Raw genomic sequence first — 23,828 nt, 5'->3', positions numbered from 1 at the left:
GGGCCGCGACCATGATCATCAAGTCGGTCCGAATCAAAGCCCGCGGCTCGGTCACAAAGCGGACCCTAGACCACGTTCTCCGCGGCGATGAGAACGATGAAATCACCATCGTCCAGGGTACCGAACGCGACGTTCAGGATGCCTTGAACGACGCCAGGGCGCGCTCCAGGGTATACGCGATCCGCCACTTTATCGTCTCCCCAGGGCAAGCCTGTACCCGTGAGCAGATGCTTGATGTTGTGAGCCGACTGGGAACGGAGTTCGGCTTCGACCCTGGCGCTGCCGTGGTCATCGAACACAGCAAGGCTCGCGTCCACGCGGCTCTGTTTACTCGGCACCTTCATGTGCTGGTTCCTGAGGTAGACCCGATAGATGGAAAAACGCTCAGCAGCTCACACTCGTTTGCCAGACAGGAGAAAGTAGCCCGCCTTGCCGAGCACAGCTTGGGTCATCCGTTAACACCAGGGCCACACAGCAAGGCCGTGGTGGCAGCCCTCCGCAAGGAGGGGCACGGCATAGTCGCCGACCTACTAGAACGCGTGATGGCGGCAACTCCAGATGCGTCGCCCGCCGAAGCATTCTCTACCGCCTCCCATCAAAAGGCAGCTCGTGAGGGATACGACCTGCCCGCCCTCAAGGCTTTTGTCGCGCTCGCATGGCTCCAATCGACGACCCGGGATGCTCTTGAAGTAGCCCTCGCCGAGCAACGACTTCGGGTTGTCCCGGGTCAGAAGCCTCGAACGTACATTGTAGAGACCGATGACGGCACGTTCCTCGGCTCGCTCGACCGCCTGTCCAAAGCCAGGAAGGCGGCAATCCTGTCACGGATGGAGAATGATCATGTCGAACGAGAAGAAGACCGGAACCTCGGTGGCGGAAACGATCCTGGAGGATACCCAGGCGCTTCGCCGTCTCATGGTGCCAGTGGCGCGCTTGGCGGCCAGGGCACAGTCTCCGGAGGGGCAGAGCCCGACCGACATCCTCATCCAGCTTCAGAAGGCGACGTTGGACGCGGTGGAGCAGGTCCGTTCGGGACAGGAGCGGATCATCGCGATTTTGGGCCAACCCGTAGTGGAGCGGGCGGTGCGAGAGATGTTGAAGGGGTAAGCGCCGCCAACGTCAGGATCGCGTTGGAGGTTGAGCGTCATGCGGATACCATCGCAGCACTCCTCGACCGGGCTAAAGCTCTCGCCTCTCCTGCCAAGGAACGCGTCCCAGCTAAGCTCGCAGCCATCGTCACGGAAGCGAACTTTGCCGGGGTCATGGCGACCTCTTCGATCGCAGAGGCAGCGGAGCTCCAGACTGCTCGGTCGGCGCTCGAAGAAGCAACGGCCAGATGGGGGGAATCCTCCAAAATCGCCGACGATGCGCTGCGGGCCTACAACGTCGCTTTTTATCACCAGCCACCTTGGTGGCACCGCCTCCTTGGCCGTGTGTCCGGCCATGAGAAGGCCAGGGTAAAACGCGTCGAGGCCTTACGTTTGGAATGGGAACGAAAATGGGCCGTGGTTGAACGAGACCAAGGTCGCCAACTCGGCGCCCGGCAAATCCTCGCACACGCTGAGCGTCGCCATCACGCTGCACAGGAGGCCCATCGCACCGAATGGGTCGCCAAGGCCGAGCAACTCAAGCTGGAAAAAGAGGCTGCGGAGACCGGGTTAGATCTGTGTTGCCGCCTCCCCGGCCTCGTCCATGCTGGCGAAATTGGATTGCTGGAGCTTGGTCGGAGGGTTGCCCAGGCTAGGAATATCCAGCGTGAGCTGAACGACAGCGATGAGGATGTGGCGAGTTCGGGGATGTTGAGGGCGCGATAATGGAGCGAGGAATGAAAGTTGGCAGGAGTCGCCTCGACCCCCTACCAGGGCGGCCCGCAGACCGTCCGAAACCGTCATCCACTGAGGCTTCAGTTCGGATGCTGGACATCCAAATGGTGTGGGATGTCGCCGTCGCCACTGGCAGTCAACCAAGGGGTGCTAGGCGCCGAGCCGCCGAGAAGCACGGGGTTGCCCCCGCGACGATTACGGAGGCTGTGAGGCGTGTTGAAGATGCCCTGAGTGTCAAATTGTTCAACGGGGAAGCGGGCCTTCACGCCGAGCCCCTAACGGTGTCTGGACGGGCATTCGTTGAGCACGGCGCGCTTTTCCTCAAAACCTTCCAAATCTTTCGTAAAATGCTCCAACAGGCCGAGGATGCCTCATAGGCCCCTGTCGGAAGAAACTGGAACGTTCAAAATTATTGAACGTTCTGTTGCGCCTTGCCACGACATGGGTAACGCTCCCGCAACTTCGAATCCTGGGGGGCGCGTGTTTACCCACTACCACTCGAAATTCGCCGCTCGTCGGCTTCTTCTGGAAGGGCCAGGCGAGGCATCGCTAGCTAAATCGCTTTCGACCGCTCGCGTCGAGATGAAGCCGCATCAGGTTGATGCCGCTCTTTTCGCCCTGCATTCACCCCTCTCAAAAGGCGCCATCCTTGCGGACGAGGTGGGTCTGGGGAAAACCATCGAGGCAAGCCTCGTCATAGCGCAGCGCTGGGCTGAGAGGCGTCGCCGCATCCTGCTAGTCGTTCCGGCCTCACTCCGGAAGCAGTGGTCGCAGGAGTTGCGGGAAAAGTTCAGCCTCGCCAGCGTCATCATGGAAACGAAATCACATCGTGAGGCAACGAAGGCAGGCAGGCGGCCTTTCGAGACCACCAACGCCGTCGTCCTCACCTCCTACGAGTTTGCCGCACGTAAGGCTTCTGAAATTGGAGCCGTGCCGTGGGATCTCGTGGTGTTCGACGAAGCGCACAGGCTCCGGAATGTTTATCGAGCCTCGGGCTCGGCCAGGGCGAAAGAACTGAAGCAGGCGCTTGGTCAGCGCTTCAAAATTCTCCTCACAGCGACGCCTCTCCAGAACACCTTGATGGAGCTCTATGGGCTCGTCTCCATGATCGATGACAGCTTCTTCGGTGACGAGAGTTCATTTCGAACTCTCTACGGAGGTACGCCGGATCGCGTCACCCTCGCTGGGCTTAGGAAGCGCCTAGAGCCGGTATATAAACGCCACCTTCGTAAGGACGTGCAGGCGGCTGGTCATGTCGCCTTCACTCAGCGTCAAGTTGTTACATACAACTTCGAGCCTGCTGAGCAGGAAGTAGACCTCTACAATTGCGTTTCTGCCTACCTTCAGCGGCCCAACAGCATTGCCTTCGGAAGTCGTCCGAATCCCCTCCTCCTCACCGTCGCTCGGAAAATCCTCGGGTCGTCGACGGCTGCGATCACACGGTTCCTAGAGACCGTGTTAAGCCGCTTAGAGGCGCGCCAGGCTATGAGCGTGAAAGCGCTAGCTGATATAGACGACACCGACGAACTCATGGCCGAGGCCAGGGATGAGACAGGCGCCGACGATGACGAAGATGGTGGTCCCGTCCAGGCGAACCTCGCGGCGATTGAGCAGGAGATTGCCGAGGTAGAGGGCTATCTTGCCCTCGCACGCAGCATAGGCTCGAATGCCAAGGGCGACATGCTCGTCGCTCAACTCCCCGCGCTCCTCGACCAGGTTTCGATCAAAGGGGGCAGACGCAAGGTCGTCGTGTTCACCGAGAGCGTTCAGACGCAGCGCTATCTTGCCGACATTCTTGCGCGCGGCGGCCATAAAGGCCGTATCGTTCTGTTGAATGGCACGAATTCAGATCCCGGCAGCCAGGCCGTCTACCGCGAATGGAGGGAGCGCCATGCCGGTACAGAGGCCATCTCTGGATCGAAGAGCGCCGACACCAAGGCCGCTATCGTCGATGCCTTCCGAGGCGACGAAACGACGGTCCTGATTGCCACCGAAAGTGGGGCGGAGGGCATCAACCTTCAGTTCTGCTCGCTCCTCTGTAACTTCGACTTGCCCTGGAATCCCCAGCGTGTCGAACAGCGCATCGGCCGTTGCCATCGATACGGGCAGAAACAAGACGTCGTCGTCGTCAATTTTCTCAACCTCCGCAACAAGGTGGAGGCGCGAGTCCATGACCTCCTTCGCCGTAAATTCAGCCTGTTTGAGGGGGTGTTCGGAGCCAGCGATGGCGTGCTCGGGGCGATTGCGTCTGGAGTGGATTTCGAGCGTCATATCCTCGGGATCGCCCAGTCGTGCAGGACCGACGCAGAAATCGAGAGCGCCTTCGCCAAGCTGGAAGAGGCCTTAGACGAGCGCATCGCCGCTGATATGGCGGACGCCAGACGGAAGCTGTTCGATCACATGGACCAGGGCGTTGTAGCCCGCCTAAAGGCACGCAACGAGGATATCATCGCTCTCCTCAGCGACTTCGAGCGTGGGCTTCTAACAGTCGCACGTGTCGAGCTACCGGAGGCCCGCTTCCATGACGAAGCCTCCAACCAAGGACTGAGCCGCCGGTTCGATTTCGAGGGTGCGACCTGGACGACCGAGTGGCCGCTGGCCGACGACCGGGGCTGGCGCTTCTTCCGCCTCGGGGATGATAGCCTTGCAACAGCCCTTGTCGAAAGGGCAGCTACGCGAGCCCTTCCAGATGGAACCGTAGTGTTCGATCCCAACCAGCTTCGTGCCTTGGGCCTGCCGGGGTTCGCAGATGTCGATCATTTGAAGGGGCAGGCTGGATGGCTCCGGGTGTCACGCATGAAACTTGGCACGACCGTTGAGGCAGGAGCACCGCGCGAGACCTTCGTAATCGCCGCAATGACGGACGCGGGCGACAAACTTGACCCAGAAACAGTGGACCACCTGTTCCTGACGCCGGGCGAGCACCTGGGAGCGCCGGACGTGCAGCTGCCGGAGGCGGATCTCCTAACGGTGGAACGCGAGCATGAAACAGTGCGCCTGGAAGAAGCGCGAGCGCAGAACGCGTCATGGTTGGATGAAGAGAACGAGCGCCTTGATGCCCAAGCTGAAGACCTAATGCGGGCGACCGATGCCCGGTCGAAGGAGTTGGACGTGGAGGCAAGGGCCGCGGCCCGTGCGCTTCGGAGTAATGCTACCCTTACCCTCGACGAGAAGATCCATGAGCAACGCCGGATCAAATCCTTAGAAAAAGAGCGGGATCGTATTGTATTCGAGACTTTCACCCGCCGGAATGCTTTGCGCGAAGCCGCCCAGGCAAACCTCGACAAACTTGAAAAAAGCTTAGACATAAAGCCAGAACTTGAGCTTTTATTTCAAATAAGGTGGAAAATTGCCGCATGACACTAATTCACGCGTTAACTGAAGCGAGCGAAATCACTCATGATAAATAAAAATAAGCTAGGCCTAACTTGGATTGGTAAAAACGAACGGCCTCGACTTGAGCCTCGCGTGCTAATCGAGGATAAACAGAAAAGTTATAACATATCTTTAGGGGCGTTGCGTGCCGAAAACATGCTGATCCGAGGAGATAATCTTCTCGCATTGAAAGCTCTAGAAGCCGAGTACGCTGGAAAAGTTAAGTGCATATATATCGACCCTCCTTATAATACTGGATCTGCAATTCCGCAATATGATGATGGTCTAGAGCACTCTATATGGCTGTCTTTGATTAGAGACAGACTTGAAATACTTCGTAATTTGCTTTCAGAAGATGGATCTATTTGGATTTCTATTGATGATAATGAATGTCATTATCTGAAAATACTTATGGATGAGATATTTGGTCGTAATAATTTTATATCTACTGTTATATGGCAAATGATTTATACGACAAAAAACACTGCAAGACATTTTTCTGCCATGCATGACTATATACTAGTTTATGCTAAAGATAAATCTATGTTTAATATCAATCTTCTTCCAAGGTCCGCCAAACAAGATGACGCATACAAGAATCCTGATGGCGATCTACGCGGGGCGTGGAAAGCAACTCCACTACATGCCCGCAATTTTTACGGTGCAGGACAATACAAGATAACTTCACCTTCCGGACGCTCAATATCTCCGCCAAGCGGAACATTCTGGCGTATCTCCGAAAGCAACTTTCAAGCAATGAATGCAGACAATCGAGTATGGTGGGGACGGGATGGATCTTCTGTGCCTTCGCAGAAACGATTTCTTACAGATGTTAAGCAGGGTGTCGTTCCGGCCACCTTATGGCTCCATGACGAGTCTGGCCATAATGGTGAGGCAAAAAATGAGATAAGAGCCTTATTTGGAGATGGCGATGAAACTTTTCTTACGCCAAAGCCTGAAAGATTGATAAAAAGAATTTTGGATATTGCTACTAGACCAGGAGACATTGTTCTAGACAGCTTCGCTGGTACTGGAACAACTGCTGCGGTTGCTCATAAAATGCGTCGCCGCTGGATCTTGGTTGAAATGGGCGAGCATGCGGACACTCTTATCGTTCCTCGCATGCGGAAAGTTATTGATGGCAAAGATGTGGGTGGGGTAACTGAAGCAACCGGCTGGAAGGGAGGAGGTGGGTTTCGGTATTGCCGCCTTGCACCATCTCTTCTTTCCCGTGATCGGTATGGTCAATGGGTGATTTCTGCAGAATATCATCCCGAAATGCTTGCCGAAGCAGTATGCAAGCTGATGGGCTTTGCCTACGCACCTTCGAGCGAAGATGAAACATATTGGCAGCACGGCTATTCGACCGAAATGGATTTTATTTTCGTCACAACTCAGGCCATGACTTATGAGGCATTGGCAAAACTCTCCCAAGAGGTTGGCGAAGATCGTACCCTGCTCGTTGCCTGTCGGGCATACTCTGCCAAAGACGACGCTTTCCCAAATATCACGCCAAAGAAAATCCCCCTTGCTGTCCTTGCAAAATGTGAGTGGGGCCGGGACGACTACAGTCTTTCGGTTAGATCCAATCCGGAGCCGGAGGTGGCCACCGACGAAGACACAACGTTAGCGCCCGTAGTGTCCCAACGTAGCCGCTCCAAGGGGAAGCCAGCCGGCGGCGACGCTACTCCTACTCTCTTCGGAGAGGACGCGTGATGTCAGGCTTCTCCGACGCCGGAATCCTGCGCCAAATTAAGGCGCGTCTATCACTCCGTCCTCCTCAGGCGGATGCGCTCGACGCGCTGGCATCCATCCTGGCCACGCCGCTGTTCGATACCCGTCCGCTGCGAGGCAACGTGGACCCGGAGGCCGCATTAGCGACCGTGCAAACCCTCTACCCTCGTGTGGAGGACTTCGAGCGAGACTTCCCGTCCCTCTGTTTTGCGCTGGCAACCGGGGTTGGCAAGACGCGTCTCATGGGCGCCTTTATCGCCTATCTGGCCCTCACGGGCCGTTCGCGGAACTTCTTCATCCTGGCGCCCAACACGACCATCTACGACAAGCTTCAGGCGGATTTTCAGCCGACCGGCGCGAAGTACGTGTTCCGGGGCATCGCGGAATTCGCATCCGTTCCGCCCCTCCTTGTGACAGGCGATACCTGGGATCAAGGCCGGGGCGTGCGAGGGGCAGACTTGTTCGGTGCGGTCGTCATCAACCTGTTCAACGTCGGAAAAATCGACAAGGACAAAGGCCGGGTTCGCAAGCCTCATGAACTCGTGGGAGAGGGGTACGAGGGGTATTTTGGCTATCTCGCCTCTCTTCCCGATCTGGTTCTCCTTATGGACGAGGCGCACCGCTACCGCGCAACCGCCGGACGAGGCGCCATCGCCGACCTGAAGCCCGCGCTGGGCCTGGAACTGACCGCGACGCCAAAGAGTGTCGGGGCTCGCTCGGCCGATTTCCGGAACGTCGTCCTGGACTACCCACTTGGCCAAGCGATGGCGGACGGCTTTGTAAAGGAGCCCGTCGTTGCTACCCGAAAGGATTTCCGGCCAGATGGCCTCTCTATGGAGCAATTGGAGCGCATCAAGCTTGAGGACGGCATTCATTGCCACGAGGCCGTGAAGGCTGAACTCGCTACCTATGCCCAGGCAAGCGGTCAGCCTCTCGTTCACCCCTTCATGCTCGTCGTGGCGCAGGACACGACACATGCCGGTGCGATCCGGTCCGTGATCGAAGACCACACCTTCTTTGCCGGCCGCTACCGAGGTCGCGTCATTGAAGTCCACTCGGCCTTGCGCGGCGAGGAGAGCGAGGAGGCGACGGCCAGGCTTCTTGCCGTCGAGAGGGACGGAGCCACAGACGTGGTCATCCACGTCAACAAGCTGAAGGAGGGATGGGACGTTTCCAACCTCTTCACCATCGTACCGCTTCGGACCTCGGCTTCCGCAATCCTGACCGAGCAGACGCTCGGCCGTGGGCTCAGACTACCCTTTGGCCGTCGCACCGGCGTCGAGGCCGTTGATCGCCTGACCGTCGTCGCCCATGAGGAGTTCGACAAGGTCGTGGCCGCGGCGCGCGACCCAAGCTCGTTGATCCGCAAGGGCATCACGGTCGGCTCGGGTGGAGACGTATCGCCCGAGACCCCCGTCGTCATTGACACTCCGTCATGGGCGGAGGTCGTGTTGACCGGAACCATCACCACGGCCGGACCGGTCGTAGAGGGCTTCAGCGAGGCGCCACAGGCTGCCTACGTGTTCGAGACCCCGGCCGAGCGGGAGGCCGCCGGACTTGTCCTGCAGGTCATCGGCGACCGGTTCGAGCGCACGTCTCGGGGTGGTGTTGCCGACCTTGAAACGCCGGAAGTCCAGGCCGCCATTGCGCGCCAAGTTGCGGATGCAATGGTTCCCACACAGGGCACCCTACCTGGAACAGCGCCGGCCATCGATCTAGCGCGCGTCGTCGCCAAGGTGGCCGAAACCTTAGTAAATTTGACCATTTCAATCCCGCAGATCGTCGTCGTGCCGACCAGCGATGTGACGTTCGGATATCACGATTTTGACCTGGTGGGCCTCAACGGTATCCGCTTCCAGCCCCTAGATGAGGCCATCCTGCTTCAGAAGCTTCGGACCGAGGAACGCTCCTTCCTCGAACGGCCAAATGAGGCCGCACGGGAGCCAAGGGTTGAGAATTACGTCATTCGACACCTCATCGATCTACCCCAGGTCGACTACGACACGCACGCCGACCTGTTGCAGAAACTCGCGGGTCAGATGGTAGACCACCTCCGATCCTACCTTCCGGATGAGGATGCGGTTGAGAACGTCCTCCGCGCATACGGGCGGGAAATCGCCGCCTTCGTGTTCGGCCAGATGGCCTCTCATGAATGGACCACAGCGACAACATTCGAGGCCCGAGTGACACGGGGCTTCCAGTTGCTTCGGCCGGCCCGAGATGTGGCTCCGGGCGGAATCGTGCGTGATTTTCGCCAGGCCGTGAGCCCGGTAAGTGATACACGACGGCATGTGTTCGGCGGCTTCGCTCGATGCTGTTATCCCCGCCAGCGCTTCCAGTCCGATCCCGAGCGACGCTTCGCTGTTCTGATCGACCGCGACGAGCCCACCGTGCGTCGCTGGATGAAACCGGGTCCAGGCGGGTTTCAGATACGGACGCGCAGTGGAGATGCATACGAACCGGATTTCGTGGTCGAAACCGCAACGGAAAAGTTGATCGTCGAGGTGAAGCGCCGGGACGAAATGGCGGACCCGATCGTCCAGGAAAAGGCAAGGGCAGCCCTGACCTGGGTCGGACATGCCAATGCCGCTTCGGATGCAGATGCCAAGGCTTGGCGCTACGTCCTTCTCCCGCACGATGACATCGTGCCCAGCGCGACCCTAGCAGGGCTTGTCGCTCGGCATGTCCTGACCCCTCCTCAAAATGCAGCCTAATGCGGACGTGACCCGAACATGCATCCGCCGGATACATGATGCAGATGCTCGGAGGAAGGGGCAGGAGGGGCGCCAGGGCCGCTGTCCATTCGGTAGAGCACTTATCGCTGGACATCGCGGAGTGCTCTGAATTCGTGGCACACTTTTGGCACAGTTGGAGGCGATTTCTAGCGATGGTGGGCGATGTTGTGCGATGGCAACCTACTGTTTTTGCTTGTTGATTTCGACGGGCAGCCACGGTACAATTGCCCTCCGAAGGCAAAGGTCACACGTTCGAATCGTGTCGGGTGCGCCAACAAAATCAAGCACTTAGCTATTGCCAGGCGGCTCATCTCACACAGTGAGCCCACACAGCCGTGCTTGTGGACCGTCATGTGACCTAGCTCACTGACCTGAAGAGACCCTGCTACCGTAGGATAAGTTGTCCCGGAGCACCCTCCTGATGCGCGCTCTCACCTTCGCCCTGCCCATCATCCTCGGCCTCGCGGTTCCGTCCCTCGCCCAGGCGCCAACCCCCTCGGCAGCGCAAAGCGCTCAGCGTGAGCGGATGAAGAGTTGCAACGTCGATGCGGGCTCGCAGAAGCTCTCCGGCAGCGCGCGGAAAGGCTTCATGGCTGACTGCCTCGCCGGCAAAGCCGCGACGCCAACCAAGGAGCTGACGCCGCAGCAGGCCAAGATGAAGAGCTGCAACGCCGATGCCTCGGCCAAAAGCCTGGACGGCACGAAGCGCAAAACCTTCATGAGCACCTGCCTGAAGGGGTGAGGCCGAGCGGCGGCGGGTCGAGGCAACAAGTTTGAGGCCGGGATCGAACAGCTTTCGGCGGGCGGGAAATGGGTCGCATCGGCTGGCCCGGCGGCGCCCCTAGGTAAGCGGCATGGATCGCAGCTTCCCCATGACCCGGGCCGCCGGGCTCGACCGCCTTTCCGAGTTCCTCGCCGGCGCCGGTGCGGCCTACGCCGCCGATCGCAACACGGACCGGGGGCCTGAGCACACACCGACGACGTCGGCGCTCTCGCCCTATCTGCGCCGCCGCCTCGTCACCAAGGCGGAGGTCGTGGCCGCCGCCGACAGCGCCTTCGGCGACGGGGGCGCGGAGAAGTTCGTGTCGGAGGTGTTCTGGCGGACCTACTTCAAGGGACACCTGGAGACCCACCCCTCGGCCTGGACGGAAGCCCTTGCGCTCGCCGCCGCGGGCCATGAACGCCTGGCCGCCGAGCCGGGCCTGCGCCGGACCTACGAGGCGGCCACCGAAGGGCGAACCGGCATCGACGGCTTCGACCACTGGGCGCGGGACCTCGTCGAGACCGGTTGGCTCCACAACCATACCCGGATGTGGTTCGCCTCGATCTGGATCTTCACCCTGCGGCTGCCCTGGGCGCTCGGTGCGGACTTCTTCATGCGCAACCTTGTCGACGGTGACCCGGCGAGCAACACGCTGTCGTGGCGCTGGGTGGCGGGCCTGCATACCCGCGGCAAGCACTACGTCGCCCGGGCGGAGAACATCCGCCGGTATACGGAGGGCCGCTACGATCCCACCGATCTCGACGAGTACCCCGATGCGCTGGACGAGCCGATGCCGCCGCGCGAGGTCGCGCTGCCTCCGGCCGATACCCCGCCGTCGGGCGACGTCGCGCTGCTCCTGCACCTCGACGATCTTCATCCGGAGAGCCTGCCGCTGGGCGGCGCGACGGTCGTGCGCATCGGCGGCCTGATCGTCCATGCGGATGGGGCGTCCGACCGGGTCAGATCCGCAGATACGGCCGCGATGGCGGATGCCCTGGCCCGGGCCGGCGCGCATTTCGGATGTCCGGCCGAAGCGGTCGGTGCTGGATAGGCGGACGACTTGCAAGTGATAACGGCCTGGGCGCCCGTCGGACCGTCTGCGACGTCGTTGCCGGACGGCTACCTGCGTGCCCGCCGGGCTTGGGACGAGACGGCCTGGCCGCGATCCACGCGCGGGTACTCTCGTCTGCGCTCTGCCATTCCGGCCGTACTGGCGGCCGGCCCATGAGTACGCCCTCAAGCAGCCTGAGCTCTGGCGCAGCCGTCAGCGGCCTGCTCGCTTGGGGCCGCACCTCCCGCCCGCCCGGCCGAAAAGCAAAGCCCCGGAGCCTACGGGGCAGCGTACGGGGCGCCGTAGGAGGAGGCGTTTTCGCGCATGTCGAAGCGCCCGCCGAACTCATCCTCGCTCAAGCGGGAAATCAGGTTGTCGACGCTCACCAGGTAGTCGCCCTTCGCGTAGGACACGCCGCCAAGCTTAAGCGTCTCGGCCACGGGATCCCACCCGATGGAGCCGTCCTGCGCCCACTGATCGATCGCGTGCAAGTTGCCAAGCGTGCTGGAAAACCGGAGCGCCTGGGCGTTCTTGCCCGTGCTCCGGTCCCTGCATTGTATGACCTGGGCGTCGGCGAAAATCCTGTTGTCGAACTCGGACGAAGCGGTCATGCGCGGCATGGATGCACCTTCAGGGATTGACGGGGCCGAACAGCTGGCCGCCCGCGCGGCCTATCTTCCCGGAGCCGTTGCCCGGGATCAGGGTGACGGCCTTTTCGGCGTTGAAGCCGACGAACGTGTTGCGCGCCGAGGTCCCGGTTTCGATGATCGCGGCGCCCGCGACCGCCGCGTTCGTCGGCTTGATCCGGGCAAACTTGAAGGCGTTGTCCGTGCTGTCCTCGACCAGCACGCCGACGCTGCCGCGTTGGAAGCGGTCGTAGCCTTCGGCCGAGCCCCAATCGACGGACAGGTCTTTGCTCTGTCGAACGATCGCCGTCGTGTCGTTGTCGATGGAGATGCCGATGCCCACGTTCGCCGGGTAGTTGATGCGCTGCAGGAGAAGTGCGACGCCGCCGGCGCCCTGTGCGTTTCCGAGCCACTGCCCGACGATCGTGAACTGGCCGAATACGCCGGTCGTCGCAGCGCCGCGGGAAATGACCAGGAGGTTCGGCGAGGTGTCGCAGACACAAGCCGTCATCAGGAACCACTTGCACTCCTTCCCAACCGTGCTGTCGCCGATGTACCAGGCGAACCCGCCGGCCCCGGTGCTTTCGGTCGAGATGTATTTGGAGCCGGTGCAGGCGGTGGCGCGGAGCCCGAAGTTGGCGCAGCTCTCGTAGACGCTGCCGAGGTCGATGACGCAATTCTCCTGCACGCCCGCGATGCCGTCCGGCTGCACCAGGCCGTTCCAGTTCTGTAGCGTGCCGGTGCCCGCGACCCGCAGCCACTTGAGGACGAACTGCCAGGACGTCGCGATCTGTACCGCGTCCCGGCAGGAATAGAACTTGGCGTCAATCGACCCTTCATAGGCCGCTTGCAGCACGGTCCCGTGCGCGCTGGGGTTGTTCATGCCTCCGCCGACGATGTTGCAGGGGCCGATGTTGAAACCGATGATGCTTTCGGGGACCGTGGCCGCCACCTGCTTGATGACCGAGAAGTTGCCGGCCGCGCGGATCGTCGTGGCGTCCCGGCCGGCGCAGATGACGTTGAGCCCGTGACACCCGCTGATGTCCCACGACGCGCCGAGCTGCATGATGCCCGGCGGGATGTAGACGTTGAAGCTGCTAGAGTACTTGTTCGTACGCGCCCGAATGTATCCCGAGATCACGTTCACGGCCGCGCTGTCGTCGGAGACGCCGTCGACCTTCGCGCCGCCGGCCCACTTCGGATCGGTGACGTTGATGTGCTCGGCGACCACCCGCTTGGGGAAGTCGGCCAGGGTCTCGGCATCCGAGAAGCCCGCCGCCGGCTGCTGCGCCGTTGCCTTCGCTGCGAGCTGAGTTCCGAAGTCAACGAACTGCGAATCGACACCGGCGAACAGCGTGTCGAGACCTTCGATATCGTCGGGCTGAAAGCGAAGATCGCCGGGCGGCATGCCGAGCCGGAATCGAGGCAGCGCCGAGAGCGCGTCCGGACCAACGATCCCGTTGAGCAGCTTGCCCTCGGAACGCCGAACGTTCTTGACCGCATCGACCAGCCCGGCGATCGCGCTCGCGATGTTGTCGAGCTCGTTGTGGATACGAACCCCGGGCTGCATGCCCGTCGGACTCCCGGTCTGGAAGCCCATGAAGCTGAAATCGCGCTCGTACTTGGTCGGATCGGGCATCAGAAGCCCTCCCGATCGCGACGAGCAGCCAGCGCCGTCCGGCGCGAAGACCCGCGACCCAATTGAGCGCCTGCGCATGTTGGCGAGGGGAGGACGGTGCCGGGTTCGGAGGAGCTGGCCATGAGCGATCGGGCTTTCGTCCGAGGGGCGATGGCCGAATTTACGAGTGCAGTGTGCGCGATAATATATGGGTCCTATGGCCAGATATTCGCACGTTAGTTTTCTCCTATGACACGGATAGGGGTCAGCTTCCGTGCCATCGACGCGCTCAAGCGTGCTATCCGGGCATATGCCTCGCTGGTTCTTTCCCCTCTTCTCCTTCGCGCTCGGCCTTTCCGTCGCCGGCGGCGTGCTCATTCTCCTCCGGTCTCCGACGCCGGTCGAGCAGCCTCAAAACTGAGCCCTCCGGCGCGCGCTTGCCGTGGTCTCGCCCTTGCTCCGGCCCTGGCCCTGGCCCTCGAGGATGTCCCAGAACGTGCGGTGGGCGCCCTCAACCGCGTGCTTGTTGTTGCCGGCGAAATTCAGGAGCTCGTCGACCGCCTGGCGGGCTTCGGCGCATTCATCACGCCGCGCATCGCCGTCGTCGACTGCTCGTCGCCATAGCGCAGGTAGCGCCCGACGCTCGACGTGCCCGGGGTGCTAGCGACGCCGAGGCTGGAGCGCAGCTCGCTCTGCGTGCTCGCCGCCGTGTCTGCTCCAGCGCGCAGGTCGCGCATGCCGTTGATCTACTGGCGCAGGTCCGGAAACCGGTCGAGGACGCGGCTGTGCTCGGTCATGAAGCGGTCGAGCTGCTCGGGCGTCCGTGGCCGAGACCTGGGTCAAGATCAAGGATGCTCGCCGACGCCGGGTGGGCGAAACGAGTTCGTCAGCTGGACCGGCGAAGGTCTGAAAGACGAGTCCCTAGCACCCGCTAGAGGCGTCGGCCAGCGTTCGACGCCTGTCCGTCAAACGGGTGGGAATTTTGCGGGGCCCCATCTCCGCCAACGCTCCCACGGCCATGCACGCTTCTGCGATCGCTCTGTGCGCGGGCTCGTCCCTTCCACAACGGCAAACGCTCCATTCAGAAGGAACGAGACTGACCGATCTGTTCGCTCAAGCGCTGTGATGTGTCCCCAAACGTTTCTGATATGGAACTCTGCTGGAACACTGACCCGGTGAGGTCCTGCAAATCCCGCCCCTTCGTCCCGAACATGCCGGCCCATATCGAACCCGTTTTTGACACCGTTCCAAAGGAACAGGCGCCAAGAACCATCGGAGGCAGTCAGTCCACGTGCGAAGGTCGTCCAGGGCCTTTCGAGATCCACGTCAGACCAGAGAGTGCTCTTTGGGGAGGCATAGTAGGCGTCCGCAACCAGATCAATCGTTTGCTGATCGATTGACCAATTCGATGAAACCATCCGTTCCTTGAAACCAGGAAGATCAGGTCCGAGGACCGCGACACCAGCTGCTGCTGCCGCTTCTACCAGTCGGATAGCCTCTGCCGAGATCGCTTGCCCGGACGGGATGATCAACAAGCGCATCCTCGCGAGATGGTCAGCGCACCGCTGGGTCGAGGCGACTCCCACATTGAGGCCGGCTGCGCTCGCCGCCAGAAACGCGCCGCGCACCGAACTAAAATCCTGGCTGCGTTGCAGTGTATCGCTATCGGATAGGCAGAGTACGTCGAAGTCCGAATGCAAATCCTGCTGCGTTGTATGCGCCTCGTTGCTTTCGATGCGAGAGCGCATCTCGTTCAGGCTGCCCACGTAGGCTTGGTCGATGCGCCCTCTCCGCGACATCGGGAAATAGACATGGACTGGATCGCCATGTGCAACGATTGGCGCCGTCTCGTGGATCAGTTGAGGAACGCTCTTAGGATATTTTCTGCCGCCACCTTCGGGCTCTGCATAAAGAGGCACGACGAGATCGCGACGGATATCGGCGCGTAGCAATACCGCTGTCTCGATCCATGCTTCGAGCGCTCCATAGAACGGCGGCAAGTCCGATGTAACGAGGTTGAGCCCAATCGGCGGCGCTGTTGGATGTCTGAAGGTGAAGGCCAGATTGACGGAGCTCAGAAGACGCTTGTCAAGTTTGCGAAGAAACGCGCCCAGTTCTCGTAGGTAGGCACTGTATGTTTCGACCGTCAGAAGGCGGTGCTCTTCCGGCGACAGCGTTGAGAGGGCTGCCTCGCCTTTGCTTGGCCATTTTTGCTGTGCCGCACGAGAGCGCGAGTCACTTATGCTTTCGCCGACAGCCCAATAGTCGCCATCAAAGAAGAAGCTATCCGGCTTATACTTTTTGTAGATCTCAGATAGTACCGGCTTCAGCCACTTCGTAAGATACGGCGATGCGTGGTCAATCTTACCAGATGTGGCCCCATCTATGCGGGTGCGGACCCAGCTGGGCTGCTCCGTTAGTAAAACGTCGTTGCGAAGGGTGCTGACATAGATACCGAATGCGATGCCACGCTTGCGGGCGATATCCCTCCAGAAACCAACTAGGTCAAAAGGTAGGCCAGGCGCGACTTTCGCTATTCTTGAGGGATACTGCGCTAGCCCGTCATGCCCAATTGCAAAAACGGTCAACCTGGAAGGACGTACCGAGTCGATGAACTGCTCGATGTCGGATGCTGCAAAGTCCGGCAGGCTGTACGCGTCCATTCCGGCATGTAGATGGTTGTCAATCAGGACATTGACCTTCACGCGCCGTGCTCCGTCTTTACTGACATCTGCAACACGGCGGCGCTTATTCCACCCTCAAGCGTTAGGGTTACATCACGGACCACGCCCTTGAGGATCGCGATCTCCCTCGCAAAAGCCGAGGTTGATGGGCCAGTCGCGTTACCGACTTCGATTGGCCCGCTGATAAGCGGAAGCTTATTGGTTGGCCCGTGCAGCGCAGGCCAGCCGCGGGCGATCCCGCTCCCTCCCGAGTCCGCGAATTGGCGAGGATCGTAGACAGCAACGAAGGCTTGCCCCTCCCTGAATGATACTGCGCAGGGCAAGCCGCACGAGCTCAGTCTAGCGCCGCCAGAAACGGATGAGCAAAACGCATCCAGGACGAGCAGCGCATCGGGATCGCCGGTCTCGATCCAATCCTCCGCACTGGATGCTGCGAGCAGGATTTCAGGACGGCATTTCGGACGTCCGATCATGACATTCTCATAGATCGCGATCAGGTGCGCCGCCCAGTAGTCCGGACGTGTGATGATCATCTCCCAGAAGTTGCTTCCTCGATCGGGCGTCAGGCGCGCCTCGAACAACTCCCTGTAAGCAAAGGCGTCTATAGCCTCATTCCCCACCGGCAGGCCCGTCAGCATCAGGGTCGGAATGGAGTGGCTCAGAATTATGCCGCGCCGGCCTTCGGCCCAATTCGAATCCTTGAGGCATCTTCGAGCAGCATCCGTCGAAGCGACATCGTATCGGAGAGGGCCAACGATCACGCTATCACTGCCTTGAGCAAGATCGAGGCGTGCGAGAGAGCAGATGGATGCACTTATTCCTTGTCGGAGCAAAGCGGTCCACACTCCCCTTATTGTTAGCCAAAACTGTTCGTGAGGCGAGAAATAGCATTCAAGCAACGAGAATTCAGACTCTGAAACGAGAATGGCTGTTTGAGAGATTATCCCTGAGCAGCTATCGCGCGCAAATATATACTCACTGAAGGTCGGGAAAGGCTTGCATCGCGAAGGCACGTCGGCCGCACCCCATGCAAGATGGGCGACTCGATTTGGCAGGTTTCCCCGATGCTCCCCGAATGCATCAACAATTACACGAGACAGAGCCAAGCCTTCCTGCCGAAGGTTAAATTCGATGTTTTGCCAAGAGTCTCCAATGAAGCGAAACTTCAGCTTTGTCAGATCGGAGGTGATCAGACGGGCAGGCACTTCAATGCGATGATCTTCGTTATGCCATCGGCTCCCATCACGGGAGCGGGGGAAGGATGCGACTATTTCATCCGCAATAAGGATCTCGAAATCAGTTGTTGCGTGAATGTTTAGCAGAATACAGTGCGGATAGTGGGCAATGGTTGGTAGCTGAATTGTTGCGCCGTCGAAAGCCCACCGGAAAGCTTTATTGTTGAACCAATTACCGAAACAGAGTTGCCCCTCCCGGTAGGACCATCTATCGCCGATTAAAGCGAAGTCGCTGGATGCTCCAATCTGTACTTCGTACCTGTAGGCATGGCATTCATGTGAAGTCAGGGATAATTTGGCATCAATAGCTGGTAGCTTATCCACCAAGTATGGACTTGATGGGATCAATAAAATAGAACGGTCGCGCGGAAAAGTCAGATAGATATCTGGATGCTGATAATTCGCCTCATTCTGCGTAATGACTCCGACCGATCTGCGTGCGCCGAACGAGTAAACTATCCAAGATAGATCGTGACGATGCGATATGCGTTCGCTTAGATGGATCTCCGAAATGTAGTGACGGGTCTTGAGACTAAAAACGGCTCTAAAACAACCAATCAAATCATCTTCGAAATCAAACGCAATGGGTTTTGAGTAAATTTGGCCAATTTGGGTTTGGTCGGCTGCAGCATGCTCCGCGGGATTCGACTCTCTCGAACTCAACATTGAGTGCTTTCTAGCGACTTTAGCGATCGTACGGCACGATAACAAGCAGGCCGTCGAAACGCCATCAGGCATTACGTTCGGTAAAGCACGCTCTGAGACTTTATACAACCGTCCGTGGAAGCGGCAGTCGAGTACGCCAAAGGACCCGAAGCTGAAGCTCCGGAGCGCTGTGGACGGCATTGGATAGTAGGGGGATCAGGTCGAACTCGTGCACAGCGCAGCCAACGGTCTCTCCGCCGAGGCGGTGATTCCCGCGATTGACCCCGTCAGCGCTCTCCCGCTCGCACGCGCAACTGCAGTGGCTCAGCCCCGCGCCGAACTGCCGCTGCCTCTGGCCGCTCCTGTTCGTCGTGGGCCTCGTCGAACAACCGGATAGCCGTGGTGGCACGCGCACCGAAGGCGGTCTGCAGCTCCCGGCGCTTGGCCGAATAGGTCGCCGGGTTGTAGTCCTCCAGGAGTCGGGCCGCGAGCTCTGGGTTCTGGACGACCTCGTCGCGTAGCCGCGAGATCGAGCCGGCGTGGATCTGCGCCGACTTCCTGCGCAGGTACGTCGCCAGGAGATCGATGCCCGCGATCGTCGGCGAGAGCTGGCCGCGGTGGACACTGCGCAGACGGCTGGAGATCGAAGCAGCCGACAGGGCGGCATCGTAGCCGGCCCGCATGCCCTGCGCCGTCCCCGAGGAGCCGGCCGCCAGGCGCGCGTGGCACTGTTCGCGCCGGCCAGCGCATCGAACACCTCAGTGATGTCCCGGTGCTGCTCCGGCTTGTCGCGGTACAGCACCTCGGCCACCGCCTTGGTCTGCGGGTCGTTCAGGAAGTCGTTGCCGCGCCGTCCGCTGATCTGCTTCGGCTGGTTCACCCCGCCGTCGACCGTGGCCCGGTCCTTCGGTGCCTCCCAGAACGCCGCCCGGGCGTGCTCCGGGTTCGTGCCGGCCGTCGCCAGGAGCCGCTCCGCCGCTTCCGCGGGCTTGGCTGCGCCGAGCACCGTGCGCATCGAGCGGACCGTCCCGGCCTCGTCGTAACGGAGATAGGCGGCCTCCGGCGAGCGGCCCAGGGTCGTGAGATCGCGCCGGGTCGCATCAGCCGCGCCGCGCGCCTCCGCTGCCGCGCGGCTGGCCGCACCGCCGGCCGTGAGCTCGTCGCGCAGGCCGGGGAGCTGGTCGAGTAAGGTCGCGTGCCGATCCAGGTAGGCGCCGGGCTGGTCCGGCCGGTCGAGCAAACCACGATCCCGAATGTTCGCTAGGAACTGATCCCGCAGCGCCGAGCGCACGCGGGCATCACCGCCGGCCTCGCGCATCAGGTCCTGCAGATCGGACAAGCGGCCTTCCTCGGACTGAGCGAACCGGGGCGCGACGCCGCTGTCGGGCACGTCATAGACGCCCTGACGCTCGCCGAGCACCTGCGCCACCGCGTTCTGCGGCCGCTCGAACCGATCGGCGAAGTCCCGCCGGGCCGCGCGTGCCGCATCGTACTGGCCCCGCAGGCCCTCCGGAACGGCTTGGTCGAGGTACTCGTCGAGCGCGGTCACGTGCTGGTCGATGATGCGGGCCTCGGCCGGCCGGTTGGCCGTACGGGCGGCCCGGGCGTCGTCGGTCAGGGCCGAGCGCAGCCCTGTCACTTCCCTGAGCGGCTGTTGGCTGTTGCCCGGTGCCGGCTCGCGGGTGATCGGCCGTCCGGAGGCGTCGAGGATGCCGGTGTCGACCGGTCCGGCGGCCTCCGCAGAGCCGATGAGGCGGTCCGGGATGCTGGCTTCGGCCGGGCGGAAGCGCTGGCGCTCGGCCACGCTCAGGCCCTCGTCGATCCCGCTGAAGCGCTCGGCGAGCGGCGCCACGTCGACGCTCGCGGTCGCGCGGTTGATCGGCTCATAGGCCTGGCGCACGCCGGAGCGTGCCTCGTCGGCCACGCGAGCCAGAGCTGCCCGAATGTCGGCGCCGCGGGCTTCACCCGTCATGGTGGCCGTCAGGCGCTGCGCGTGCTCGTCGAGGGTCCGCTGTGCAATCTCGGCCTGACTCTCCACCGCGGCGACCCGCCGGTCGACGCCGCCCTGCAGGTCGGCGCGGAACTGACCGGACGACCCCGTCGGGGCGAGCTCGGCCATGCGGTCGCCGATGGCTTGCTGGTTCGCGGCGCGCCGAACCGTATCGAGGCCGGGGTTGGCGGCCGTATGGCCGTAGACGTAGGCCGCCAGCCCGGGATCGCCGGACCGGTCCGCGATGTCGGAGCGGTATCCCGGGATGGCCGATTCCGCCGCGGACGTCCGGCGGAGTTGATCCGCCAGCGGCTGCGCATCGATGGCGCCGCGGTCGATGCCGCCGGCGACCTGCGCCTGCGCATGGCCGGAATTGGCGATGATTTCGTGGGCGACGGCCTCGCGGGCGACGTCGTCGGCGAAGCGGGTGGAGCCGCGCGCGGCCGAGGCAAGCGAGCCGACGGCGCCGAGGATCGGCTTGGCGATGGCGAGGGCGCTGACCCCGGCCGCCGAACCAGCCAGATCCGAGATTGGGTTGCTCTCGTCGCCGGTGACGGCGCGGGCGGCCTCGTTGGCGATGCCGGCTCCAGTCCCGGCCGCGCCGGCGCCGAGGGCCTCGCGCGTCAACATGCCCGACGGGTTCGCGGCCGCGGCCTCCACCGGGCCGTAGGCCAGCGCTGCCAGTGGGTTCTTGCTCGTGGCCAGCGCCCGGGCGCCCTGGACGCCGAGGCGGCTGCCGGCGACGAGCGCGCCGGCCGCGGGAACGGCCGAGGCGCCGACTTCCTGGCCGACGCGGTTCACGATGCGCTCGACGAGGCCCTGCGGCTGGTACTCGCGGGCGCCGGCCGCGCGCGGGCCGGCCTGGATGATGTCGGAGGGCAGGAGTGGGTTGTCGCTGATCGGCCCGAAGGTCGGCACCACCTCGCGGCCCATGATCTTGTTGACCAGGGCGCCGTTGATGTTCAGGAGCCGCGGCGCCTGGTTCACCGCCTGCACCGGCGCGTCGGCCAGCATGTTCAAGCCGGAGACAACGCCCTATGCGCCGGCCTTCGCCAGGCAGCCAACCGTCGACAGGAAGCCGCCGGCCTCGGCCGGTGCCGCGGAAGTCGTCTGTGAGCTGGCAGGAGTGGGTGTCGAGACGACGCGGAACCCCGGCGGTATAACGGGCTCGACGCGGCTTGCAGTCCACGTGCCAAGGCTCGCGATGCCGCCAAACGAAGGCGCCCCGAGGGTCTCTCCTCGAGGCGCGTGACGACGAAAGCGGCCAGATGATCGGGGCTGGGGACGCTCAGGCCGAACCGAAAAGTCCCGTCGATCCTAGTAGGAGCCGAACTTGTAGTTCAGGCCGGCGCGGACGACGGCGAACTCGGTGTCGCGCACCTGGCGGCCGCCGCTGACGAGCACGACGCCCGGGCTGGTGGTGGTGATGACGGTGCCGACGTTGTTGACCGCGAAGGCGCCGTTGTTGCGGTTGCCCTGGTCGAGGTTCACGTACAGACCTTCGACTTTCAGCGTCACGGCCGAAGAGCGGAAGAAGTTCAGGAACGAGTCGGTGGGGAGCGCGTACTCGATACCGCCGCCGGCAGCCCAGCCGGTCTGGAAGTCGTCACGGCTGGAGTTGGTCAGACCGAAGTCGCGACCGCCGCCCGAACCGTAGGCGAAGCCGCCGGTGCCGTACACGAGGGTGCGGTCGAAGGCGTAGCCGAGGCGACCGCGGACGGTGCCGAAGTAGTCGAGGCCCGAGACGCCGGCCGGGTTGAAGACCTGCTGGGCGGCCAGCGGGCCGGTGGCCGAGAAGCGGTTCCGCTCACGACCGAAGTCGACGTACTGGGCGTCGGCCTCGACACCGATCACGACACCGGAGCCCGGGGTGAACTGGTAGTTGTAGCCAACCTGACCACCGCCGACGAAGCCGTCGTTGCTCTGGCCGTTGCTGAAGGCGATGGCGGCGGTGGTGCCCGGCAGGACCAGGGTGCTGGCGCCGTTCACGCCGATGACGGTCGGCTGGTTGTTGCTGGAAGCGTCGAAGCCGTAACCGGCGTTGAAACCGGCGTAGAAGCCGGTCCAGGTGAACACCGGCACCGGCACGAACACCGGGGGAGCCGCGCGGCGCGGAAGGTCGGCGGCAGAGGCGGCACCGGCGAGAAGGGCCGTGGCGGCGCTGGCGAGGATGAGGGTCTTGATCATGTCTGGTCTACCGGGGGAAAGCTGCCGCGCACTCTCGGTGCGGTGTGAAGAGACCTTACCGACAGGGCAGGTCTGGCCACTAGTGCAGACGCGCAACACCTAGATCAGAATGATGAAGCTCGGATTGGTCAAAGAATGGATTAAGGTTTTACTTACCATGTTATTCGTGAACGCCACAGCTCACGTCCGCCCTATTGGTTCCAAGACCAGCGTGAAGGCCGTGAAGCCGTAGACGGTCGATTTGAATCGAGGGGACGAATGGAATGCCGATTGGCGTGCTCAGCTTTTGATCAAGAACCAAGCCGACGGGTCCCTCATGGATGCTGTTCGCGGTACGGCCTGAACGGAACGCCGTGAAGGGCATCAGTCGTGGTTCGGTCGCTGAGGTGAAGCCCACGATCTTACCAGTCGGTTGAGCAGATGGCTCTGTAGCTAACCGACTCGACGCATGCCTTTGTCGACGTCGTCTCCATCTGCATCCCCTGGGACACCAGCATCGGCCTCGCGGTCGGAAAAATGAGGGTGGTCGGGGACCGGGAAGAGATCCTCCAGGCCCCGAGCGATCCCATAGAGCACTGGGTAAGACGGCGTGCCTTCGAGCGGCAGGCAGTAGTTAGCTTCACGCATGATGCTCTCGGGTGACGAAGAGGCCTCCTCAGGAGGCTCAGGCGATTGGTGGGCAGTCAGCGTTAATGGTAAACTCTGCAATAAGTTTCAAGAAAAACGAAACAATATTCGCCACACGACATAAATACACCATCCCTGATCTGTGCGTCATCGAATTGCGCACAACCCGGATGCTTGGATTTGGCGCTCCGGAGTCGAGCCTCGTGGCTGCGCCATGGTCGTGAAGCGATGCCTGCGGAGGCATCCGGGCTCTCGCTCTTGCCACGCGGTTCGGCTGAGTGCTTCCCTCTCTTCATGATCAAATCCGAGTTGATCCTCCGCATCGCAGAGTAGAACCTGTGCCTTTGCAGGCGAAGCGCCGAAGCTATCGGAAACACGATCCTGGGACGGATCTCCGACGCACTGGTGGCGGGCGAGCGCGTGGAGCTTCGTGGGTTTTTGGCGTCCATGACGCGCCTTGAACTCACACTTGCCGCCACACTCCTCATTTGCGCAGCGACGATCATCATGAGGTTGGAGTGAACGTCCACGCCTTTCGCGAAATAGGAACACGCGATGAAATCTTTGGTTGGTTGGCTAGAGCCCTTCGAAAGGTTCTCCAACGACACGGCAGGAATTGAAAATGAACGTCAAGATTTTGCGCTCGTCCCTGATCGCTGCGACCCTTCTGGCTGGTAGTGCCAGCTTTGCGCTGGCCCAGGGCGGTGGCGGTGGCGGTGGCGGTGGCGCTGGGGG

The 23,828-nt window shown here is 61.6% G+C and carries 13 protein-coding genes; 7 read left to right on the top strand and 6 right to left on the bottom strand.

Going from position 1 to position 23,828, the window contains the following annotated elements:
* The first annotated feature begins 11 nt into the window (after nt 1-11).
* From AC6EUL_RS19875 to AC6EUL_RS19850, 6 genes are all read left to right on the top strand, one after another.
* Nucleotides 12-1,814: a relaxase/mobilization nuclease domain-containing protein gene (locus tag AC6EUL_RS19875; protein ID WP_499872202.1), complete on the top strand. Its 1,803-nt coding sequence runs from the start codon at nt 12-14 to the stop codon at nt 1,812-1,814.
* 489 nt (nt 1,815-2,303) lie between these two features.
* The gene (locus AC6EUL_RS19870) at nt 2,304-5,183 is read left to right on the top strand and encodes an SNF2-related protein (RefSeq protein WP_499872200.1); all 2,880 of its coding nucleotides are present in this window, start codon (nt 2,304-2,306) and stop codon (nt 5,181-5,183) included.
* A gap of 108 nt (nt 5,184-5,291) precedes the next feature.
* Nucleotides 5,292-6,914: a site-specific DNA-methyltransferase gene (locus AC6EUL_RS19865; RefSeq protein WP_499872197.1), complete on the top strand. Its 1,623-nt coding sequence runs from the start codon at nt 5,292-5,294 to the stop codon at nt 6,912-6,914.
* Complete coding sequence (locus AC6EUL_RS19860; protein WP_499872247.1) at nt 6,914-9,646, top strand: DEAD/DEAH box helicase; 2,733 nt, start codon at nt 6,914-6,916, stop codon at nt 9,644-9,646. Before AC6EUL_RS19865 ends, AC6EUL_RS19860 begins: the two co-directional genes overlap by 1 nt.
* Nucleotides 9,647-10,088: 442 nt before the next feature.
* The gene (locus AC6EUL_RS19855) at nt 10,089-10,409 is read left to right on the top strand and encodes a PsiF family protein (RefSeq protein WP_499872195.1); all 321 of its coding nucleotides are present in this window, start codon (nt 10,089-10,091) and stop codon (nt 10,407-10,409) included.
* Between the two features lie 112 nt (nt 10,410-10,521).
* Nucleotides 10,522-11,481 carry an FAD-binding domain-containing protein gene (locus tag AC6EUL_RS19850; protein ID WP_499872193.1) on the top strand — a complete coding sequence of 320 codons (960 nt, stop codon included), beginning with the start codon at nt 10,522-10,524 and terminating at the stop codon, nt 11,479-11,481.
* Between the two features lie 278 nt (nt 11,482-11,759).
* Here AC6EUL_RS19850 and AC6EUL_RS19845 read toward each other — a convergent pair whose 3' ends face one another.
* Entirely contained in the window at nt 11,760-12,101 is a 342-nt protein-coding gene (locus tag AC6EUL_RS19845; protein WP_499872190.1) for a hypothetical protein, read from the bottom strand.
* Nucleotides 12,102-12,111: 10 nt separating this feature from the next.
* Complete coding sequence (locus AC6EUL_RS19840; RefSeq protein ID WP_499872188.1) at nt 12,112-13,746, bottom strand: hypothetical protein; 1,635 nt, start codon at nt 13,744-13,746, stop codon at nt 12,112-12,114.
* Between the two features lie 480 nt (nt 13,747-14,226).
* Here AC6EUL_RS19840 and AC6EUL_RS19835 point away from each other — a divergent pair, with 480 nt between their 5' ends.
* Nucleotides 14,227-14,349 carry a hypothetical protein gene (locus tag AC6EUL_RS19835; protein ID WP_499872186.1) on the top strand — a complete coding sequence of 41 codons (123 nt, stop codon included), beginning with the start codon at nt 14,227-14,229 and terminating at the stop codon, nt 14,347-14,349.
* A 341-nt stretch (nt 14,350-14,690) separates the two neighbouring features.
* Here AC6EUL_RS19835 and AC6EUL_RS19830 read toward each other — a convergent pair whose 3' ends face one another.
* The 4 genes from AC6EUL_RS19830 to AC6EUL_RS19815 form a co-directional block, all read right to left on the bottom strand.
* Nucleotides 14,691-16,430: an alpha-L-fucosidase gene (locus AC6EUL_RS19830; RefSeq protein ID WP_499872184.1), complete on the bottom strand. Its 1,740-nt coding sequence runs from the start codon at nt 16,428-16,430 to the stop codon at nt 14,691-14,693.
* Nucleotides 16,427-18,310: a hypothetical protein gene (locus AC6EUL_RS19825; protein ID WP_499872182.1), complete on the bottom strand. Its 1,884-nt coding sequence runs from the start codon at nt 18,308-18,310 to the stop codon at nt 16,427-16,429. Before AC6EUL_RS19825 ends, AC6EUL_RS19830 begins: the two co-directional genes overlap by 4 nt.
* A gap of 100 nt (nt 18,311-18,410) precedes the next feature.
* Nucleotides 18,411-21,293, bottom strand: coding sequence for a hypothetical protein (locus tag AC6EUL_RS19820; RefSeq protein ID WP_499872180.1), 2,883 nt, complete (start codon nt 21,291-21,293; stop codon nt 18,411-18,413).
* A 303-nt stretch (nt 21,294-21,596) separates the two neighbouring features.
* Nucleotides 21,597-22,466, bottom strand: coding sequence for an outer membrane protein (locus AC6EUL_RS19815; RefSeq protein WP_499872178.1), 870 nt, complete (start codon nt 22,464-22,466; stop codon nt 21,597-21,599).
* Nucleotides 22,467-23,828 lie beyond the last annotated feature (1,362 nt).

This window comes from Methylobacterium sp. 001424705, assembly GCF_059816145.1.
Note: the sequence above shows the minus strand (reverse complement) of the source record. Positions and strands in the feature narration are given on the sequence as shown.